Source organism: Winogradskyella wichelsiae, from assembly GCF_013403925.1.
In the GTDB taxonomy this organism is placed as follows: domain Bacteria; phylum Bacteroidota; class Bacteroidia; order Flavobacteriales; family Flavobacteriaceae; genus Winogradskyella; species Winogradskyella wichelsiae.
Map to the genome: position 1 here is coordinate 644773 of NZ_JABFDJ010000001.1, position 21193 is coordinate 665965.

At 32.4% G+C, this 21193-nt stretch carries 17 protein-coding genes; 9 read left to right on the top strand and 8 right to left on the bottom strand.

All coding sequences use genetic code 11. From position 1 onward, the window contains the following. The first annotated feature begins 121 nt into the window (after positions 1-121). On the top strand, positions 122-2122 hold the full coding sequence (locus tag HM985_RS02820) for a TonB-dependent receptor plug domain-containing protein (protein ID WP_179374769.1): 2001 nt from the start codon (positions 122-124) through the stop codon (positions 2120-2122). Between the two features lie 17 nt (positions 2123-2139). Here HM985_RS02820 and HM985_RS02825 read toward each other — a convergent pair whose 3' ends face one another. From HM985_RS02825 to HM985_RS02845, 5 genes are all read right to left on the bottom strand, one after another. Further along, positions 2140-3330 carry a hypothetical protein gene (locus HM985_RS02825; RefSeq protein ID WP_179374770.1) on the bottom strand — a complete coding sequence of 397 codons (1191 nt, stop codon included), beginning with the start codon at positions 3328-3330 and terminating at the stop codon, positions 2140-2142. A gap of 113 nt (positions 3331-3443) precedes the next feature. After that, complete coding sequence (gene ric, locus HM985_RS02830) at positions 3444-4175, bottom strand: iron-sulfur cluster repair di-iron protein (RefSeq protein ID WP_179374771.1); 732 nt, start codon at positions 4173-4175, stop codon at positions 3444-3446. Between the two features lie 50 nt (positions 4176-4225). Beyond that, entirely contained in the window at positions 4226-4660 is a 435-nt protein-coding gene (locus HM985_RS02835; RefSeq protein ID WP_179374772.1) for an RrF2 family transcriptional regulator, read from the bottom strand. A gap of 75 nt (positions 4661-4735) precedes the next feature. Further along, entirely contained in the window at positions 4736-5086 is a 351-nt protein-coding gene (locus HM985_RS02840; RefSeq protein ID WP_179374773.1) for a hypothetical protein, read from the bottom strand. Beyond that, a complete protein-coding gene (locus HM985_RS02845) occupies positions 5086-6060 on the bottom strand; it encodes a polyprenyl synthetase family protein (RefSeq protein ID WP_179374774.1) in 975 nt (324 codons plus the stop codon). The genes HM985_RS02840 and HM985_RS02845 overlap by 1 nt, the downstream gene beginning before the upstream one ends. Positions 6061-6242: 182 nt before the next feature. Between HM985_RS02845 and HM985_RS02850 the strand changes: the two genes are divergently transcribed. From HM985_RS02850 to HM985_RS02885, 8 genes are all read left to right on the top strand, one after another. Continuing rightward, the gene (locus HM985_RS02850; RefSeq protein WP_179374775.1) at positions 6243-6845 is read left to right on the top strand and encodes a TetR/AcrR family transcriptional regulator; all 603 of its coding nucleotides are present in this window, start codon (positions 6243-6245) and stop codon (positions 6843-6845) included. Positions 6846-6848: 3 nt separating this feature from the next. Then, the gene (locus HM985_RS02855) at positions 6849-8195 is read left to right on the top strand and encodes a TolC family protein (RefSeq protein WP_179374776.1); all 1347 of its coding nucleotides are present in this window, start codon (positions 6849-6851) and stop codon (positions 8193-8195) included. Positions 8196-8209: 14 nt separating this feature from the next. Then, the gene (locus HM985_RS02860; protein WP_179374777.1) at positions 8210-9391 is read left to right on the top strand and encodes an efflux RND transporter periplasmic adaptor subunit; all 1182 of its coding nucleotides are present in this window, start codon (positions 8210-8212) and stop codon (positions 9389-9391) included. Next, positions 9391-12930: an efflux RND transporter permease subunit gene (locus HM985_RS02865; RefSeq protein ID WP_179374778.1), complete on the top strand. Its 3540-nt coding sequence runs from the start codon at positions 9391-9393 to the stop codon at positions 12928-12930. The genes HM985_RS02860 and HM985_RS02865 overlap by 1 nt, the downstream gene beginning before the upstream one ends. A 278-nt stretch (positions 12931-13208) precedes the next feature. Next, positions 13209-14963, top strand: coding sequence for an aspartate--tRNA ligase (gene aspS, locus HM985_RS02870; protein WP_179374779.1), 1755 nt, complete (start codon positions 13209-13211; stop codon positions 14961-14963). A 52-nt stretch (positions 14964-15015) separates the two neighbouring features. Then, positions 15016-16806, top strand: coding sequence for a chloride channel protein (locus HM985_RS02875; RefSeq protein WP_179374780.1), 1791 nt, complete (start codon positions 15016-15018; stop codon positions 16804-16806). A 23-nt stretch (positions 16807-16829) separates the two neighbouring features. Continuing rightward, entirely contained in the window at positions 16830-17075 is a 246-nt protein-coding gene (locus HM985_RS02880; protein ID WP_179374781.1) for a hypothetical protein, read from the top strand. Positions 17076-17179: 104 nt separating this feature from the next. Further along, positions 17180-17371 (top strand): cold-shock protein, encoded by a 192-nt coding sequence (locus HM985_RS02885; RefSeq protein WP_092446448.1) that lies wholly within the window; start codon positions 17180-17182, stop codon positions 17369-17371. A 176-nt stretch (positions 17372-17547) separates the two neighbouring features. Here the strand turns inward: HM985_RS02885 and HM985_RS02890 are convergent, their stop codons facing one another. Genes HM985_RS02890 through HM985_RS02900 form a run of 3 tightly spaced genes read right to left on the bottom strand, consistent with a single transcriptional unit; the run spans position 17548 to position 21120 of the window. Then, entirely contained in the window at positions 17548-18003 is a 456-nt protein-coding gene (locus HM985_RS02890; protein ID WP_179374782.1) for a protease complex subunit PrcB family protein, read from the bottom strand. Between the two features lie 18 nt (positions 18004-18021). Further along, positions 18022-18471: a nucleoside deaminase gene (locus tag HM985_RS02895; protein ID WP_179374783.1), complete on the bottom strand. Its 450-nt coding sequence runs from the start codon at positions 18469-18471 to the stop codon at positions 18022-18024. Between the two features lie 24 nt (positions 18472-18495). After that, complete coding sequence (locus tag HM985_RS02900) at positions 18496-21120, bottom strand: T9SS-dependent M36 family metallopeptidase (protein ID WP_179374784.1); 2625 nt, start codon at positions 21118-21120, stop codon at positions 18496-18498. Between the last annotated feature and the right edge of the window lie 73 nt (positions 21121-21193).

Consider the following 21193-nt stretch of genomic DNA (forward strand, 5'->3'; position numbering starts at 1 on the left):
TTAAGAATGAGGCACAAAGTGAAGAATCTCAACTTTAATAGTGGTTGTGATTCTTCAGTTTCGCCTCTAACTTCTAAGACACATTTTTGCCAATTCATTTAAAACACTAAAATTTTTAGCCATGAAAATGCTAATAACAGTCATTCTATGTCTGCTATTGTCTTCTTTGGGATTTGCCCAAGACAACAATAAAGAGATTAAAAAAGACACTACAAAATTAGAAGAAGTCCTCGTACTTTCAAGACGTAAATTAAGCAATCACAGACAAGAAAAAACACTGTCTAGCATTGATGACTATCTTGAAAAATCTAATAAAGTAACCATGATAAAACGTGGTAATTACGCTTGGGAACCAACCATTAACAACATGACAAGTGAGCGTTTGGTAGTGACTATCGATGGTATGCAAATTTTTGGTGCTTGTACTGATAAAATGGACCCAATAACGTCTTATGTTGATGTTTCTAATCTCGAAAAAGTAACCATTGGTTCTGGTCAAGAAGGCACAGAAAATGGACATTCAATTGGTGGTGGAATAGATTTAAAATTACCATCCTCTAAATTTAATGGTTCTGGTTTTAAATCTGGATTAGACCTAGGTTATGAAACCAACGGCAACTATAAAGCAACTGGATTAGATGTAGAATATACAGGTAATAAATTCTTTATTAGCACAGATGGCATTTATAGAAAATCCGATAATTATGATGCTGGTGGTAATGAAGAAATCTTGTATTCTCAATTCGAAAAATATAACATTTCACTAAAATCGGGTTACAAATTCTCTGAAACTCAAAGTTTAGATGCTAGCATTATTTATGATAAAGCTACAGATGTAGGTTATCCGGCTTTGCCAATGGATGTTTCTTTAGCTGAAGCTTTAATTGCATCTCTAACGCACTATTACAAACCTGAAGATAAAGCCTTAAAATCATTAGAAACCAAATTGTATTTTAATACCATAACGCATATTATGGACGATACAAAGCGACCTGTTGTAGCTATAAGAATGGACATGCCAGGTTGGAGTGATACTTATGGATTTTACAGCAAAGCTGATGTTGTGAAAAACAAACATCATTTTACATTCAACTTTAACGGATTTTATAATAAGTCACTTGCAGAAATGACCATGTTTTCTAACAACCCTAGCGAACCAGATATGTTTATGTACACTTGGCCAGACATTAGAACGCTATATTCTGGTATTTTCATTAAGGATGACTTTCATTTTAGTGCACATGAAACACTCGCATCTTCTATACGTTTAGGCTATCACAATAACAAAATAGCAAAAGAAGTTGGTGTACAAAGTCTAGAGATATTTCATGATAATGTGCAAGACCAAAACAATCGATTTTTAGTGAGTTTGTCATCAGCATATCAACTAAAAAAAGAGAATTATAATCTATCCTTTGGTTTAGGTTATGGCGAACGCGCACCATCGGTTAGTGAAGGTTATGGCTTTTTCTTATTCAACAGTTTTGATAATTACGATTATATAGGCAATCCAAATTTAAAAGATGAAAAAGCCTTAGAAGCGAACTTTAGTTTTAAACAAAAATTCAACGATTTTGAAATTGGTTTAGAATCATCCTACTTCCATATTATGGATTATATTATCGGTGAGATTGCGCCAGACGTAAGCTCAATGACTATTGGTGCAAATGGTGTGCGTGTTTATACAGCATTAGACCATGCCTCTATTTTTAATACGTATGTAAATAGTAGTTATAAAATATCGGAACGTTTTGCAATCAACGGAACGGTTGGTTACAATTATGGAAAAGGGAATGATGGTGAAAATTTACCACTCATAAAACCATTTTCTTACTTTGCTGAATTCAATTACAATACACCTAAATTTAATGCTGCATTGCAATTAAATGGTAACGGAAACCAAAGTAATTATAGTAGTAGGTATGGTGAAAATGAAACTGCTGATTATGCGATACTCAATCTTAACTTAGGAAACGTTTTCCATAATAAACTTGGAAAAACAGTATTAAAATATGGTGTTGAAAACATATTAGACACTAAATATTCTACCTATGCAGATTGGAATAACTTCCCTAGACAAGGACGTAATTTTTATGTGAATTTATCTTTTGTATTTCCGTAAACTTAAAAACTGAATTGCTAATTATCTTTTTTACCATTAATGATATTGAATAAAACTAAGCCAATTCCCAATGGTAAAAAAATGCTAAACAAAAACAATAACAGATAATAATTAGGAAGAATTCCATTGCCGAAGTAAAACATAACACCTTGAATTAACAAAAGTAATTCCGTTAACACAAAACCTAATAGAAAGCTATAAATACCAAAGTTTAGACTTCTAGAAACGCTAACTATTTTACTTTTTAATATAAAAGCAAATAGAAATCCTGAAATCACGCCAAGCATTAATAAATGAATAAATCCAATAACGAAATTGCGATGTTCATATACAACAATTGAAAAATCTGGTAAAATAGAAAGGGACTGAAACACTACTTTTAAGATAAAACAAACCAGTGCAAAACTATACATATAAAAAACAAGTTTACTTCTGTCGCTTGATAAGGAATTTAGCTTCGGTTTTATAAGTTGAAAGAATTTATAAAGCGCTATAATTTGAATAACAACACCTATTCCATTTATCCATATTAAACTAATATGTGGCGCGAACCATTGTATGGGTAATGCAAAGGTTAATACCGTTGAAACTATTAATAGCCAAAAAAACTGTCTGAATTGTTTAGAGTCTTCCACCTTTAAAAAATGAAAAAATACAGCAATAACAGCTATTAAAAACCATCCATTAAACTGAAAATGCAGAAAGAACTGAATCGCAATTTGGTAAAACGCAGAAGCTTGCCCAAGTGTTGCAACAGCAGGTCCTAAACACCAAACACCAATAGTAGAAACCACCATAAAAATGAGTGACGTTTTTAGTAGCTTCCTACTCACTAAAGAATTTACTTTTTGATGCTTAAAAATAAGATAAACAAAATAGTAACTACAAAAAATATGCAGTGTAGAAAATGAAATGGAAATAATAGCATACCCTTGAAACGGAAAACTAATCATCATACCAACCACAGCAAATTCTGTTAACCAAAATAACCGATTGAAAATTTTAGGTTTCTCGGGAATAAAATAGTGTACAAAAAGCGTAAACAACATTAAATAAACCCAACCCAACATGGCAACATGAGAATGTGCATGGGTAAGAAATCTATAATTTAAACCAATAGATTCTAAAAATGAAAAGCGCAATGCCAAACCCATTACCGCAGCAATTAGAAAATTAATTAAACATATAACTACTAACTTTTTTGGCATCGTTTTAATTTACGAATTAGAAATTTAAGGATTAAAAAGAAGAAAATCCCAGAATGCTTAGGGAAAACATCTCAGGATTTTTTTCAAAATTAGAAATTAATTAGGGTCTGCTATTAACCAAATTGTTGTTCTAATTTTATAGCTTCAGGAAACAATATATTGTTTTCTAAATGTATGTGTAAATGCAAATCTTTTTCAAATTCCTCTAGCATTGCATACGTTACTTTGTAGGTATTACAAGCGTCTGCTGGTGGATTGTAATTATCCGTCAATTCTGCAATTTCTCTAAAGCGCTCGCCTTCTGTATCATGCTCGTGCTTCATCATTTCAATTGGGTTTTCAACAGTTTCGAATTGTGGTGATTTTATAGCACTATTGGTAAGCTTCGCATTTACCATGTTTTTAATAAAAGGAAATAAAATAAGTTCTTCTTTTTTTAAATGCGCTGATAATTCACCAGCCGAAGCTTTAAATAACTCATTTATTTTGAATAATTCTGGATGACGCTCACCATGCACTTTACATAATTTATTTAAAAACTGAAGTAGTACAGGGATTTTCTCTTCCACATATCTATGGTGTTTCTTTTCGACATACTCAGCCAACAAATCTAATGGCCAAGATTTATAATCGATACTTTCACCACCTTTAGAATCTAAAACTTGATTTAATTCATCTAATAACATATTGCTATCAATGCCTTTTTTGTCGCAAGCCTCTTCTACTGTTCTGTTACCATTGCAACAAAAATCAATTTTATATTTAGAAAAAATAGCTGCTGTTCTAAAATCATCAGCAACGTACTCACCTATTTCTTTTTGTGTGTTTTTTTGAATTGTTTCCATATTATAATTTTATCTAGGACAATTTAGTCCTATTTATATTCAAATTTTTTTTAGATTTTTAGAAATGAAACTCCAGATTTGATATCTAAAGCCAATTGTTCTAAGTTAGTGTTTTCTAGCATATCCCTAAGTTCTTCTCTAATTGTTTTAAATTTATCGTGTACCGGACATGGATGATTTTCATCACAAGTATGTAAACCTAACCCACAACCTTTATAAATATTATCGCCATCAATGGCATAAACGATTTGAGAAAGTTTTGTTTCTGCTATTTGAGCTTTATCAATTTCAAACCCACCATAAGCCCCTCTTACAGATTTTACAATATTATTTTTAACCAATGCTTGTAGAATCTTAGCCGTAAAAGCTTGAGGAGAGTCGATCTCTTCTGAAATTTCTTTAGGACTTACACGTCTATTTTCTGCGGAATTAATTGCAATAAAAATTGCTGCTTTTATGCCGTACTCACAAGCTTTAGAAAACATCTACTACTATTGTTTTAGATTACAAAAATACAATTATTATTTTAAACAAGACAAGATTATCCGGTATAAATAAATTTAAGCATATTTTGCTTTATACCAAACTTTTTGCCATTCGCGTTGTAGAAGTATAAAAGTGACTTCTTCTGATAACTTTAAAACATCGCTACCGTCTAAATTTTTAATTTTAGATTCGGGTACATCTACAATGTATAATAAGTTAAGATAATCCGAGAATTTAGAATTAATAAGATGAAATACCGTTTCTTGAAGGACTAATTTTAAACTGGTTGGTAATGTTTCTTTATCAAACTCTAAATCAATATTGGCATATAATAAATCCTTATTCAGCTGTACGATAAGTTTTTTGTAAAGGTCTAAACCTTCTGCCTCAGCTATTAAAACTTCAAAATTTGATGGTAAAGTCATTACACACGTCTATTCATTAATTGCTCTCCAAACAATCGTAGAGATTGTTTTCTATCTTCTGCAATATTTAAGGTTTCTAATACAGTGAAAGCTTGTTGCGTATAATCTTTTACTGCTAGTTGTGTTGCTTCAGCAGCTTTAGATTTAAGAAATAATTGCTTTACGGTTTCTACTTTTTCGTCATTAGAAAACTCTTTATTATTAATCGCTGCTTTTAGGTTTAAAGTATCTCCCTCCGTTCCTAGCTCTAAAGTCTTAAGATATAAATAAGTTTTTTTATTTTCAAGAATATCACCTCCAACCTGTTTTCCAAACGTTTCCGGATTACCAAAAGCATCCAAATAATCGTCTTGTAACTGAAACGCAATACCTAACAAGCGGCCAAATTCGTAAATTGCATCTTGATCATTATCTGAAGCTTTAGCCACAATAGCTCCCATTTTCATGGCAGCACCAACTAAAACAGCAGTCTTGAATTCTATCATTTTAAGATACTCAGAAATCGTAACATCGTCTCGTGTTTCAAAATCGATATCATATTGTTGTCCCTCACAAACTTCTAAGGCTGTTTTACTAAATAATTTTGCCAAAGCCTGAAATGTTATAGCATCATAATTCTCAAAAAGTTGATACGCCATAATTAACATCGCATCCCCAGAGAGAATTGCAGTGTTTATATTCCACTTTTCATGCACAGTCTCCTCACCTCTTCTTAAAGGTGCATCATCCATAATATCATCGTGAACTAATGAAAAATTATGAAATACCTCAATAGATAAAGCAGCATCCATGGCATTTTTAGCACTACCACCAAAAACCTCAGCCGTCATTAGCGTTAAAATTGGTCTTAATCGTTTTCCTCCTAATTGAAGGATATAATTAATAGGCTTATAGAGATTCTGCGGCTGTTTATTTACGGTAAAACTCTCTAAATACTGTAGAAAGGGTTTTTGGTACTGTTCTATGTGTTGCATAAGGCAAAAATAAATCAATTGTTTTAATTATAAAGACTGTCAAGTTTTAAAAAATTCATAAACAAAAGGATTCGTTTAAAAAATCCTTAAAACTTAGGAAACTTTTTTGGTTTTTAAAGTTTCCTGTTGTAGTTTTGCACTTTCTAAAAAAAACAGATTTCCATAACGAGGAAACATTAATAATGAAAGATAAAATAATACTTAAATCCGTTGACTTGTTCTTAAACCTAGGGTTTAAAAGCGTTACAATGGATGATATTGCTAATGAAATGGGGATTTCTAAAAAAACCATTTATCAGAATTTTCAAAACAAAACGAAGTTAGTTGAAGCTACTGCCATGAATGTTTTTGAGAATATTTCTCATGGCATTGACTGTATTTGCGCACTTAACAAAAACCCGATTGAGGAAATTTACGATATAAAAAAGTTTGTAATGAACCACCTTAAAGACGAAAAATCATCGCCACAATACCAGCTTCAAAAATATTATCCAAAGATTTATTCGAATTTAAAACGAAATCAATTTGATAAAATGATGACTTGCGTAACTCATAATTTAGAGCGCGGTGTTGCACAAGGCATTTACAGAGACTCTATAGATATCGATTTTATAGCAAGACTTTACTTTAATAGTATGTTATCTTTAAAGGATCCTGAACTTTTCCCCCGAGAAAATTTTTCAATCTCTATGTTAATGAACAATTACTTAGAATACCACTTAAGAGGCATTTGCTCAACAGAAGGAATTAAAACACTCACACAGTTAAATACCAATCAAAATTAAACGATGAAAAAAACACTAATTATAATAGTCGCTTTCATTATTTCTCAAACTGGTTTTTCACAAGAACAACCAACAAGTCTTACGCTACAAGAAGCCATAGACTATGCTTTAGAAAATAATAGAACTGCCATTAATGCGGCTCGCGATATAGATGCGGCAAAACAACAAAAATGGGAAACTACAGCATCTGGTTTACCTCAGATAAGTGCAAGCGTAGATTATCAGAATTACTTAAAACAACAAGTATCTGTTATTCCGGCTGAATTTCTTGGCGGACAAGAAGGCGATTTAGCAGAAGTTGTTTTTAATACCAAACAAAGTGTAACCGCCTTTGCAACAGTATCTCAAAAAATATTTGATGGCTCTTATATTGTAGGTTTACAATCTGCCAAAGTATATTTAGAAATTTCTAAAAATGCTAAAGTAAAAACAGATTTAGAAGTCAGAAAAGCAGTTATTGAAGCTTATGGAAATGTACTTTTAGCCGAAGAAAGTGTTGCTATTTTAGAAAGAAACATTGAAGTACTTGAAAAAAACCTTTACGAAACTAATAAGATCTTTGAAAATGGTTTAGAAGAAGAAGAAAGTGTAGAGCAACTTAAAATAACATTATCTGGTGTTCAAAGTAGTCTAAACAATACCAATAGATTAAAAAAACTGGCCTACCAAATGCTTAATTTCACTTTAGGGTTAGACGTTCACGATGCATTAACTTTAATTGATAATTTAGAAACATTAACTGAAAATAATATTTCTCTTAATATTTTAAGTATAGAAGAAAACCCAGAAAGCACCATTGACTATCTTATTGCTCAAAACGATGCAGAAGCTAAAACCTTATTATTAAAATTAGAAAAAAGCAAAGCGTTACCAACCTTAAATGCTTTTTTAAATGGTGGTTACTCTGGTTATGATGATGAGTTTAATTTTACTAAGAAAAGTCAAGATTGGTTTGGTTCATCTTTATTTGGTGTAAGCTTAGATATTCCAATATTTAGCTCAGGTATGCGAAATGCGTCTACACAACGTGCTCAAATTAATTTAGAAAAAGCAGAAACTGAACTTACCGAAACTGAACAACGTATAAAACTAGAAATTGCATCTGCTAAAAGTGATTACCAATTTGCTATAGAAGATTACGACAACAAAAAAGAGAATTTAGCACTTGCCGAACGTATTGAAACCAAAAACCAAACTAAGTTTTTTGAAGGTATCGGTTCTAGTTTTGAGCTAAGACAAGCACAAACTCAACTGTATGCTGCACAACAAGAATTACTACAAGCAATGTTAGATGTTGTTAACTCTAAAGCCGCTTTAGAAACCGTTTTAAACACACCAATCAATAATTAAAATCACTATTAGAAATGAAATATATATCGCTATTAATAATCGTTGCTGCCCTATCAGTATCGTGTTCTGGAAAAAAGAAAAATTCTGTAGAATACGTTATAGAAAATGGTAGTCTAGAAACTATAAGAACAAAAAGAGTTGAACTTGTTGCAGATCAACAAGATATTAATGATAAAATAAAACGTTTAGACGAAAAAATAAAAACTTTAGATACAACTCAAAACGTTCCTTTAATCACAACGTTTAAAGCAGAACCTAAAGTATTTGTTCATGTTTTAGAATTACAAGGTAATGTTACCACCAAAAACCTTTTAACTATAACACCAGAGTACAATGGTATTTTAACCAACGTTTATGTAACAGAAGGTCAGAAAGTAACTAAAGGTCAAACTTTAGCTAAAATTGATGATGGTGGATTAAGTCAACAATTAGCACAGTTAAAAATACAAGCCGAATTAGCTAAAACAACTTACGAGCGCCAACAACGTTTATGGGAACAAAACATTGGTAGTGAAATTCAGTTTTTACAATCTAAATCTACTTACCAATCGCAACAAGAAGCAGTAAACCAACTGAATCAGCAAATAGCAAAAACGACTGTAAGAGCACCTTTTTCTGGTACAATTGATGATATTATTACAGAACAAGGAAGTGTTGTTGCAGCTGGCCAATCTCCATTAATGCGAATTGTAAACCTAGAAAATATGTATATTGAAACAGAGGTTCCAGAACGTTATGTTTCAGAGGTTACAAAAGGAAAAAGTGTAAGTGTAAATATTCCTGTTTTAGGAAAAACTATAGACACTAAAATTCGTCAAGCTGGTGATTTTATTAATCCTGCTAACCGAACGTTTAAGATCGAAGTAGAAATTCCTAATAAAGATAAAGCCATTAAACCTAACTTATCTGCGCGTTTAAAAATTAACGATTACACCAGCGAAAATGCGTTATTAATTCCACAAAGTGTCGTTTCAGAAAATTCTGAAGGTGAGCAATACGTTTATGTTGTAACCAACAAAAATGCTAAGGGTGTTGGAACTGCCAACCGTGTTATAATTGAAACAGGTAAAACTCAAGAAGATATAATTGAAGTTTTAAAAGGTCTTGAGTCTGGTGCAGAAATCATCCAAGAAGGTGCACGTAGCGTTAGAGACGGACAATCTGTAGAAGTTATTAATTATGAAACTAAAAAATAATGGCTGAAAACAAAAAAAATACCGAAAAGGAATTTAGTTGGTCATCGTGGGCAATTAATAATAAGACCACTATGTATGTGCTTATTGCTGTATTTTTCTATTTAGGAATTTCAGCTTTTTTCGACATGCCTAGAGAAGCTTTTCCGGAGGTCAATGAAACTAAAATTTACGTCAGCACTATCTACCCAGGTAATACTGCTGAAGATATTGAAAAGTTAATTACAGACCCTGTAGAAGACAAGCTAAAGACGGTTAGTAATGTTGTAGAAATCACCTCAACCTCTCAAGAAGATTATTCTATGGTGGTTATTGAGTTCGATGAACATATTACCGTAGAGCAAGCCAAACAGAAGATTAAAGACGAAATTGACTCGGAAACAGCTGGTGAAGATTGGCCAACATTTAACGGTGCAAAAGTAGAACCTGATGTTTTTGAATTGAGTCTTTCTGAAGAAATGCCAATTCTTAATATTAATATTTCAGGCGATTATCCTATTGAAAAATTAAAGGATTATGCTGAATATCTTCAAGAGGAAATTGAAGATTTACAAGAAATTAAAAAAGCAGATATTCGTGGTGCACAAGATAAAGAAGTAGAAGTTGCGGTAGACATCTATAAAATGATGGCTGCTAAAGTAACTTTTAATGATATTTTGGCCGCTATTGGAAATGGAAATATTACCCAATCTGCAGGTAATTTAAAAGCTAGTGGACAACGACGTACCATTCGTATTATTGGTGAAATTGAGAAACCTTCAGAACTTGAAAATTTTGTTGTAAAATCAGATAATGGTAATCCTATCTATTTAAAAGATGTGGCAACGGTTTCTTTTCATGAAGAAGACAAAACCACTTATGCCAGAAAATCTGAAAAACCAGTTGTTATGCTAGACGTTAAAAAGCGTGCTGGTAAAAACATGGTTGCAGCTGCAGAGCAAACACAGGTTATTGTACAAAATGCGATTGATAATGAATTTCCTAAAGATTTAGAAGTTACCATAACAAATGACCAATCACCAGTAACGATTGGTAAGGTTGATGATTTAGTAAACAACATCATCTTTGGTGTTATTTTAGTCGTTACGGTTTTAATGTTCTTCTTAGGCTTTAAAAATGCTTTATTCGTTGGTTTTGCAATTCCAATGTCTATGTTTATGTCTCTTATGATTTTAGGCCTTATTGGTTATAGTTTAAATACTATGGTGTTATTCGGACTTATTATGGGGCTCGGAATGTTAGTAGATAATGGTATTGTGGTTGTAGAGAACGTCTATCGTTTAATGGAAGACGAAGGCATGGGCCGCATTGAAGCTGCTAAAAAAGGTATTGGTGAAATTGCATATCCCATTATTATATCTACAGCAACAACCGTAGCTGCCTTTGTACCTATTGGTCTTTGGCCGGGTATTATGGGAGAGTTTATGAAAATTTTACCAATCACATTATCTATTGTATTAGGTTCTTCATTGATTGTTGCTATCTTTTTTAACTCGGTATTAGTCTCTCGTTACATGACTACGGAAGATAAAGATATGCCGTTAAAGCAAATTATTAAAATCACAATTATTATTGCTGCTTTTGGTGCATTAATCCTTGCTTTTGGCGGTGCATATAGTGGTTTAGGAACCATAATGATTTTTACAGCAATTATGCTTTGGGCATACCGCTATTTCATTAGAGGTTGGGCTAATAGTTTTCAGAATAAAGCTTTAGTTAATCTAGAGAATTGGTACGAAGTTCGTTTAAGAAATGCGCTATCTAAAAAGCAACCTTATATTTTAACTATTGTTACTTTTTTATTACTAATTGCTGCGTTTGTTTCTTTTGGTGTTTCTTTAGCTTCACAACGGACTAAAGTAGAATTCTTTCCAGATAACAAACCCAACCAAATTATTGTCTATATAGAATATCCTCAAGGTACAGCGATTGAAAAAACCAATGCTATTACCGCACAGATTGAAAAACGTGTTGATGCTGTCATTAACGTAGATCAATACATGGATGGTAAGAAAAACTTCTTAGTAGAAAGTGCTGTGTCTCAAGTTGGAGAGGGAGCAGGAAACCCACAAACAGACATGGGTTCTGGTGCAGAAATGCCACATAAAGCTAAAATTACAGCTTCTATGCGCGAATACAAATTTAGAAAAGGTGAAGACAGTGAACTTTTACGTCAAAAAGTGCAAGAAGCTTTAGTCGGTATTTTTCCTGGCGTATTAATTTCTGTTGAAAAAGATGCCAACGGACCACCTGCAGGTTCACCAATTAATATTGAAATAGACGGTAACGACTATAATGAATTAATTGCTACCGCAGAGCAAATGCGAACTTTTATCAACTCAAAAAACATTCAAGGAATTGATGAACTTAAAATAGATGTTAACAAGGATAAGCCTTCTATGTTAGTTGAAATTGATAGAAAGAAAGCAGGAGAATTAGGTGTTACTGCAAAGCAAATAGGAGATCAATTACGTAACTCTATATTTGGTTCTAAAGCCGGAATTTTTAAAGAAGATGGTGATGATTTTGATATCTATGTGCGTTTTAACGAAGCTAATCGTTACGATAAAAGTGCGCTTTTTAATCAAAACATAACATTTAGAGATAATACGGGACAAATTAAAGAAATTCCTTTATCTACCGTTGCTAAGCAAAAAAACAACTCTGGTTTTAGTGCTATAAAACACAAAAACTCTAAACGTGTTGTTACCGTTTATTCTGCATTATCTCCAGGCTTTACAGATGCAGGTGCTATTGTAACTCAGATTCAAAATGAAATGAAAAGCTATGAAGGTTTATCTGAAGATATTCATATAGATTATACCGGTCAGATTGAAGAGCAGAATAAACAAATGGCCTTTTTAGTTGGTGCATTCTTTACAGGTCTAGGATTAATTTTCTTTATTCTAATTTTTCAATTCAACTCTATTTCTAAGCCAACCATTATTATGATTGCGATTTTCTTGAGTTTTATTGGTGTGTTTGGAGGTATTGTTATTTCAGGAAGTGCTTTTGTTATTATGATGACGATGGTTGGTATTATTTCCCTTGCCGGAATTGTGGTAAATAATGGCGTAGTTCTTTTAGATTATGCACAACTATTAATAGACAGAAAGAAAAATGAATTAGACCTTGAAGAAACGGAATACTTAACTACCGAAGATTTATTTGAAAGTATTGTTAGAGCTGGTAAAGCACGTTTAAGACCTGTTTTATTAACTGCCATTACTACCATATTAGGATTAATCCCTTTGGCTATAGGTTTAAACATTAACTTCTTTACTTTATTTTCGGACTTAGATCCTAACATTTATATGGGTGGAGATAACGTTGTCTTTTGGGGGCCATTAGCTTGGACCGTTATTTATGGTTTATTTGTAGCAACGTTCTTAACCTTAATTGTGGTTCCTATTTTATTCTTCTTAAGTGTGAAATTAAAGATGTGGATGCGAACCAAGTTTACATCAGAACCTTTAAGAACTAATAAAACTGAAGTGTTTGAACAATTAGAAGGTACGTCTCATTTTAACATTGAGAAATAAGTATAAGGTTTCTAGTATAGAAAACACGCTGCATAAAAAGATGAAATTTCATCTTTTTATGCAGCGTGTTTTGTTTTTAGGATATTATTTATACAATTTCAAACCTTCTTCAAAGTCATATTTAACCTAAAATGAAATGCTTTATTCATTCTTCAAATTATTATAGTCACTTATCACGAAAAATCCTGTTTCCTTATCTAATAATAATTAAACTTAGTTAAATTTGCACCCGCATTCATAATTGCAATAGCAAGGATGAACAAAATTAAAATTTCATTATGTACAGAAGTCACAATTGTGGTGAACTAAGAACATCACACAACAATACAGAAGTTACACTTTCAGGATGGGTTCAAGGTGTTAGAGATAAAGGTTTTATGATTTATTTAGATCTTAGAGACCGTTACGGCATTACACAACTCTATTTTGATGAAGAAAGCACACCAAAAGCCATTATGGAAAAGGCTTCAAAATTGGGGCGTGAATTCGTTATTCAAGTGAAAGGTCAAGTTGTAGAACGTGCTTCTAAAAACCCAAATATTCCAACAGGAGATATTGAAGTTTTAGTTTCAGAATTAAACATTTTAAATACGTCATTAACACCACCTTTTACTATTGAGGATAAAACAGATGGCGGAGATGATGTACGAATGAAATATCGCTATTTAGATATTCGTCGTAATCCTGTAAAAAACAACTTAATTTTTAGAGCAAAAGTTACGCAAGCGGTAAGAAACTTTCTTTCTAACGATGGTTTTATTGAAGTGGAGACACCATATTTAATAAAATCGACACCAGAAGGTGCTCGTGATTTTGTTGTACCTTCTCGTATGAATGAAGGTCAATTTTATGCCCTTCCACAATCTCCTCAAACGTTCAAGCAACTATTGATGGTTGGTGGTATGGATAAATATTTCCAGATTGTAAAGTGTTTTAGAGATGAAGATTTACGTGCAGACCGTCAGCCAGAATTCACACAAATAGATTGTGAAATGGCTTTTGTTGAACAAGAAGATATCTTAAATGTTTTTGAAAACTTAACACGCCACTTACTAAAAGAAGTAAACGGTGTTGAAATTGAAAAGTTTCCAAGAATGTTATATGATGATGCCATGCGTCTTTACGGAAATGACAAACCAGATATAAGATTTGGAATGGAGTTTGGAGAACTTAACGAAGTTACACAACATAAAGAATTTGGTGTTTTTAACAATGCAGAATTAGTAGTTGGTATTGCGGTACCAGGTGGAAATTCTTACACAAGAAAAGAAATTGATAAATTAATAGACTGGGTAAAGCGTCCACAAGTTGGAGCTTTAGGTATGATCTATTCGCGTTGTAACGATGATGGTACTTACAAATCTTCAGTAGATAAATTTTACGATCAAGAAGATTTAGCTAAATGGGCAGAAATCACAGGAGCAAAAGCAGGTGATTTAGTATGTGTTTTATCTGGAGACACTAATAAAGTAAGAGCACAATTAAGTGCTTTGCGTATGGAATTAGCAACACGTTTAGGATTAAGAGATCCTAAAGTATTTGCACCGCTTTGGGTGATTGATTTCCCTTTATTAGAACTCGATGAAGAAACGGGCAACTACCACGCCATGCACCACCCTTTTACATCACCAAAACCAAGACAAATAGAATTGTTAGATTCTAAACCAGGTGAAGTAAAAGCTAATGCTTACGATTTAGTTTTAAATGGTAATGAAATAGGAGGTGGTTCTATTAGAATACACGATAAAAAAACACAGGCTATAATGCTGAAACATTTAGGCTTTTCTGAAGAAGATGCTAAAGCACAATTTGGTTTCTTAATGGATGCTTTTGAATATGGAGCACCACCACACGGAGGTTTAGCTTTTGGTTTAGATCGATTGGTTGCCATTTTAGGAGGCCAAGAAACTATTAGAGATTTTATTGCTTTTCCAAAAAATAATTCAGGCCGCGATGTTATGATAGATGCACCTGCAAAAATCGATGATGAGCAGCTCACTGAATTAAGTCTAAAATTAAATTTAAAATCTTAAAAATAAAAAATCCTGCAACTCGCAGGATTTTTTATTAGCTTTAAGACTCGTTATGCCAAGAAAACATCCCATACTGAAAAAGATATTAATCTGGAGAACTAAACATATCTCAGACAAGCAGTTTGTGTTTTTCCTCAGCGTTCTTGTTGGTATTACCTCTGGAATTGGAGCTGTAATACTCAAAAACTTAACACACTTTATCCAACACCTATTAGAAGGTAATTTAGTAAGGTATTACCACCATGCTTTTTATTTTTTATTTCCTATAATTGGATTGTTTTTAGTTTATCTCATTATAAAATATGTTATAAGAGCTAAAGTAAGTCATGGTATTCCATCTACTTTATACGCTATAGCAAAACGTAAAGGAGTTATAAAACGCTACCAAATGTTTGGTTCTATTTTTACAGCACCTTTAACTGTAGGTTTTGGTGGATCAGTAGGATTAGAAGGACCATCTGTTGCTACAGGAGCAGCAATAAGTTCCAATATTTCTAGGTTATTTAGAATGAACCAGAAAACCAAAACATTACTTATTGGTTGTGCTGCGGCTGGTGCATTATCTTCAATTTTTAAAGCGCCAATTGCCGCTATCATCTTTGCTATTGAAGTCTTCAGTTTAGATTTAACTATGGTTTCTATGCTGCCTTTATTGTTAGCATCACTATCGGCTATTATCACTTCATATTTTTTCTTTGGAGACGATGTATTATTGCCTTTTAAAATAGAAGATAACTTTATAATATCTGATGTTCCTTTTTATGCTTTCTTAGGCGTTTGTGCTGCTTTTACTTCTATTTATTTTAATCAAGTTTATGAGAAAGTTCAAGACTTTTTTGATAAGTTAAATTCCCCAATAAAGAAACTTCTTGTTGGAGGTCTTGCCATTGGTATTTTAGTGTTTTTTATTCCGCCGCTTTATGGTGAAGGGTTTGAAACTATGAATAGCTTAATTGCAGGAAATCCAGAAAAAGCACTTGAAACCAATTTTTTTCATTTAGATCTCACTAACATTTGGGTCGTTATTGCGCTTTTAGCTGGTCTCGTCTTTTTTAAGATTTTTGCAAGTGCCATAACCTTTGGTGCAGGTGGTGTTGGTGGTATTTTTGCACCTACCCTATTTATGGGAAGCTTAATGGGCAACTGTATCGCTAAAATTATTAATAATTGTGGCTTATTTAGCACACCTGTTTCTGAAAGTAATTTTACTCTTGTAGGCATGGCTGGCTTATTAGCTGGTGTATTACAAGCACCATTAACTGCCATTTTTTTAATTGCAGAATTGACTGGGGGTTATGATTTATTTATTCCTTTAATGATAACCTCTGCGATTGCATTTGGTATTACCAGATATTACACGCCTCATTCTGTTTACACCATGGAATTAGGCAGAAAAGGTGATTTAATTACTCACGATAAAGATCATGCCATTTTAACACTAATGGATATTCATAAAGTTATAGAAACTAATTTTACCAGTGTTACAACAAAAATGACTTTAGGCGAAATTGTGAATACTGCCGTTATTAAATCTAACCGAAATATTTTTCCTGTTTTAGACGAAAACAGGAAAAAACTAAAAGGGGTAATTCTTTTAGACGACATAAGATCTATTATGTTTGACCAGAAGTTATATAATGAGGTGTTAGCAATAGAGGTGATGCAAAAACCACCCGCAATCATAGATATTGACACTGATAAAATGACCGTTATTATGAAGAAATTTCAAGATAGCAATGCCTGGAATTTACCCGTAATTAAAGATGGCGTCTATATCGGATTTATTTCAAAATCAAAATTATTAACAGCTTATCGACGCGAATTAATTAATATTACATCTTAATATAAGAAAGTAAATTGACGACTATGAAACCCATAAAAATCATCACATTTATAGCTTTTATTGCATCTTTAACAAGTATACTCTGTGGTTTAATATTCACATTAGAATACAGCCAAAAATTTATTGGCTTTGGAGTACTCGGTTTATTCTTTGTAGTTTTTCCTCTATTTTCTTACTATAGATGGAAAGATAAAGACGTACAAGATTATATGTTAACTAAAGAAAATCTTGACAAAATGCGAGAGAATCAACGCGACTCTAAAAGATAATCTATCGGATTGTATTTTAGGCTTAAATCTAAAATTAAACAATTTAATAACATTGAATTTTAATTTTTATTTATCTTTGTCCTTTAATTTTTATTTATATTATAATGACTGGAACAGTTAAATTTTTTAATGATTCAAAAGGATTTGGATTCATTACCAACGAAGAAACAGGAAAAGACATCTTTGTACATGTATCAAACCTTAATGGCGTAGAATTACGCGAAGGTGACAATGTAGAGTACGATGAAGAAGAAGGAAGAAAAGGTTTAGTAGCTGCAAATGTGCAGGTATTGTAAGTATATATCTTAAAGTTTCAACGCTCAACCTCTGGTTGGGCGTTTTTTTTGACTTTTTTTTAAATAAAATGTTTTATCCATTACTATAATGATGCGTTATTACTAATAAATAAAGGCCTCATATGTTTTAAAACATATGAGGCCTTTATTTATTCAGCATCTCTTTCTAAGCTTAACTATTTAAATACGATAGGTAAATCTGACTTAGAAATCTTAGCAATATAATAAGGTTGCGTCATTACACTTGTTGCCATGCCACTTGGACCAACATGATTAACTGTTACCAAAACTTCTTTATCTGTTGTTATAACACCTACATCTATTTTGTGACCACCACTATTCTTTACATCAGTAAAGATTGCAATTATTGTATAATCAGTAAAGTCAATTTTAGTTTCTAAAAAACCATCCGAAACATTATTAACTGTATTTATTTGATGGATTAAATTATCCCAATCACTTTGATTATCAATAATAATATTTTGTTCTTTTATACCTTCAGAACCTGAACCATGTAAGTTACCTTTTGCGATTAAAATAGGTTCTATAGCTTTCATTTTCGTACTATTCTGACTGGTTTTACATCCAAATAAACCAATTGCAAATAATATAATTAGCTTTACTTTCATCATGTTTATTATTTAATTTTATTAATTCAAATTTCTTTTTTCTACGAAGAAACGTTTCATTAAAGCCGATGCTTCTTCTGCTAAAACACCACTAATCACTTCCGTCTTTGGATGTAATTTTGTTCCCATAGTTTTAAAACCTCTTTGCATATCTGATGCTCCAAAAACAATTTTAGAAATCTGACTCCAATACAATGCACCAGCACACATTTGGCAAGGTTCTAAAGTGACGTATAGCGTACATTTATTTAAATATTTCCCTCCTAAAAAATTCGCAGCAGATGTAATGGCTTGCATTTCCGCATGAGCAGTAACATCGTTTAACAATTCTGTAAGATTATGTGTTCTAGCGATCACTCTATCTTCTACCACAATTATTGCGCCAACTGGAATTTCACCTTTTTCAAAAGCAGCCTCAGCTTCTTGAAGTGCTTTTCGCATAAAATAAGTATCATCAAATGGGTTTATCATAAAAATTTAAAAAATAAAGATACATTACTTCTTTATTATTTTTTCATTGTAGTTAATATTAATACCTATAATTCTTAATATATATAATCCGGACTGTAATCTACCAGTATCTATCGTAACGCTATTAAATGATTCTTTTTGTATTTCATATACAATTCTACCATTAATATCAACGATACTAATATTAACATTACTTAAAGTATTGCTTGACAAGATTGATAATTCTGTATTTATAGGATTTGGATAAATACTAAAATTAACCTTATCAAATTCAGTAATATTTAAACTAGAGCAATTAGCTAAAGAAGGATCACTACTTATTGGCATTGTAAAATCTTCTATTTGATCATTACGAGAATCTGCATCTCCTTGCTCAGCATTTACACCTAAACCTCTAGCTGCAAACACTTCCCAAATTAAACACTGATCAACACCTCCTGTCGTTAACATATCAGCTGCTAAAATCGCATCTCTACCATCTACAAATCCAGGACTACATGGTTGTAACTTTAAGCCATCAATAACTAAATTCATCACTTTATTATTACCACCATTTCCATTATATAAATCAGAATCAAAACCGTATTTATCTATATAGGCCCATGTTAAATCCCATAATGTCGTTGCCCAAACAAAACCAATACCATGGGGTTGAGAGAGTGTGTTTGATGCATTATATGTAAATCCATTATCTGCAAAATCAGTATTATAACGTGCAGGTCTAATACCACCACCTGTAATTGGCTCACTAATGGCAAATGTTCCTATTCCTCTTCCATCTGTAGGAAGGTCTGATGCTTTCATAGTAACCATCAATGCAAACCAATCTGACCATCCTTCTCCCATCTGCTCATTGTTTTGTAGACAACCAGCAGCAGACGGACCACCTGCTAATCTATTAGAAATACCATGACCATATTCGTGAGCTATAATTCCATTATCAAATGCACCATCAATAAAATCTGTTAAATCTGGTCCTACTAAACTCACCGTAATGCTTTCCCCATTCTCTAATGCCGTAATTAATGTCTCTCCAACATCTTGCGTTACCATTATTGAAGGTATAGATACTAAATCCCCATCCGTTCCTGGCCCCATCTCAATGGCTGCACCCGGCTCATTATTAACTACAATTACACCAATAGCACCTGCATTCTCTACCGCTAAAACCTTTGCTCCAAACTCACATACCCCACGTCTCAGAATAGCTATATTTCCATTAAGCTGAGCAGTATTAATAATTGTTTCGCAAGCATTTAAAACATCTGCCGTAGTATCAATAGTTCTTATTAAATTAGATGTAACAGGCACTACAGTCAATAACGCACCAAACGAAGCACCAATACCGTTATACGCTCCCATTAAACTCCCATTTTCTACTAAAACGCGTTCACTTGTATTACCACCTGGAGGCGACCATAAAAACATTTGCATTCTTGGATTAATACCATCTGGAGGAGTTCCAAAATTAGCATTATTAAAGCCACTTCCGTCTTGGGCATCAGCGAAAACAAAATCGCTACCATTACCTTGATTACTATAATTTGTTGTTTGAAAATTCCCAGAACTCTCATCAAATCCATGATTAAACCATATGTCATGCATCATATTATTCATATAAAATAAATTGGTGATAGCAGCTTCCTGATAATCTAATGGTGACAAATTGAAATCTAATGGAAAATCAAAATTTAATAATGCTGTTCCTTCTGGAGAAAAGCTATTGATAGCATCGTTACCTCTAATATCGTCCTTTGCCCAAACATTATTACCTCTTGCAATAGTAAAATCTGCACCAGAAACCCCATCATCATCATGCCATCCAAATGGTGAAGCACTAGAACTAGCAGGCTCTGTAATAATTTGTCTAGAACCATGATTTGGACTTTCTAAAGGAAGCGGAAAAACATTATAACTAGAACCATCAACTAAAACAGATTTAGGAGCAAACATTAGATGACTAAAATCTTGTTGGTTCTTTTGTATGGAATGATCGCGTTCTTTATCAAAGACACAGGTTAAAATTAAATCATTAAATTCTATTATTTCATTAGTCATTGCATTTACCCTTACACTCCACCAATGCTTATTATCATTACTGTATACAATAAAGTCCCATGCCAACATTAAGTTGTCTTCTTGTGCTACAAAAACTAATTCAACTTTTATATTTTGTGTTGAAATTCCAGAATGAGTAAATACATACTGATTCCCCTTATGCTCTAATTCTTTCATATTTTGCACATTTCCTAATTGAAATTGTTCTGCAACTTTAAGAATAGAAGCATTGGGTGAAAAATTTGGTGTTGTAGAATTAACTTTAGAAGATATATTATTTAAAAACCTATTAGCATAATAGAATATTTCACCATCTTTAATAGCTATGCTAGATACAACATTAAAAAGTCTGAAACCTTGATAAGTTTGATTTAAATAAACGTGCGTTACTTCTGTATTTTCAGCGTAATACTCATTGTTTATTACAGGATTTTCTAAGTCTTTATCTTTAAAATCGAAATCTGTCTTTTTATCCTTTAAATAATTAACAATTAAGGTTCCGTATTTTGAAGATTTTAGGTCACTTTGACCAAATGAACAAGAAATGGATAAGAATAATAAAAGGCTTAAGTAGATGTATTTTTTTATCATAAGTAGAGATTAATAGTCCAATTTAAGTCTTTAAAACAAATGCTTACTTACAATGATTCTTTTATTTAACAAA

Excerpts from the sequence above, each read along its gene's own strand:
- HM985_RS02850 (WP_179374775.1), top strand. The coding sequence starts at position 6,243 with ATGAAAGATAAAATAATACTTAAATCCGTTGACTTGTTCTTAAACCTA.
- HM985_RS02845 (WP_179374774.1), bottom strand. The coding sequence starts at position 6,060 with ATGCAACACATAGAACAGTACCAAAAACCCTTTCTACAGTATTTAGAG.
- HM985_RS02840 (WP_179374773.1), bottom strand. The coding sequence starts at position 5,086 with ATGACTTTACCATCAAATTTTGAAGTTTTAATAGCTGAGGCAGAAGGT.
- HM985_RS02880 (WP_179374781.1), top strand. The coding sequence starts at position 16,830 with ATGAAACCCATAAAAATCATCACATTTATAGCTTTTATTGCATCTTTA.
- HM985_RS02885 (WP_092446448.1), top strand. The coding sequence starts at position 17,180 with ATGACTGGAACAGTTAAATTTTTTAATGATTCAAAAGGATTTGGATTC.
- HM985_RS02835 (WP_179374772.1), bottom strand. The coding sequence starts at position 4,660 with ATGTTTTCTAAAGCTTGTGAGTACGGCATAAAAGCAGCAATTTTTATT.
- HM985_RS02855 (WP_179374776.1), top strand. The coding sequence starts at position 6,849 with ATGAAAAAAACACTAATTATAATAGTCGCTTTCATTATTTCTCAAACT.
- HM985_RS02865 (WP_179374778.1), top strand. The coding sequence starts at position 9,391 with ATGGCTGAAAACAAAAAAAATACCGAAAAGGAATTTAGTTGGTCATCG.
- HM985_RS02890 (WP_179374782.1), bottom strand. The coding sequence starts at position 18,003 with ATGATGAAAGTAAAGCTAATTATATTATTTGCAATTGGTTTATTTGGA.
- HM985_RS02875 (WP_179374780.1), top strand. The coding sequence starts at position 15,016 with ATGCCAAGAAAACATCCCATACTGAAAAAGATATTAATCTGGAGAACT.
- HM985_RS02860 (WP_179374777.1), top strand. The coding sequence starts at position 8,210 with ATGAAATATATATCGCTATTAATAATCGTTGCTGCCCTATCAGTATCG.
- HM985_RS02825 (WP_179374770.1), bottom strand. The coding sequence starts at position 3,330 with ATGCCAAAAAAGTTAGTAGTTATATGTTTAATTAATTTTCTAATTGCT.
- aspS (WP_179374779.1), top strand. The coding sequence starts at position 13,209 with ATGTACAGAAGTCACAATTGTGGTGAACTAAGAACATCACACAACAAT.
- HM985_RS02895 (WP_179374783.1), bottom strand. The coding sequence starts at position 18,471 with ATGATAAACCCATTTGATGATACTTATTTTATGCGAAAAGCACTTCAA.
- HM985_RS02820 (WP_179374769.1), top strand. The coding sequence starts at position 122 with ATGAAAATGCTAATAACAGTCATTCTATGTCTGCTATTGTCTTCTTTG.
- HM985_RS02900 (WP_179374784.1), bottom strand. The coding sequence starts at position 21,120 with ATGATAAAAAAATACATCTACTTAAGCCTTTTATTATTCTTATCCATT.
- ric (WP_179374771.1), bottom strand. The coding sequence starts at position 4,175 with ATGGAAACAATTCAAAAAAACACACAAAAAGAAATAGGTGAGTACGTT.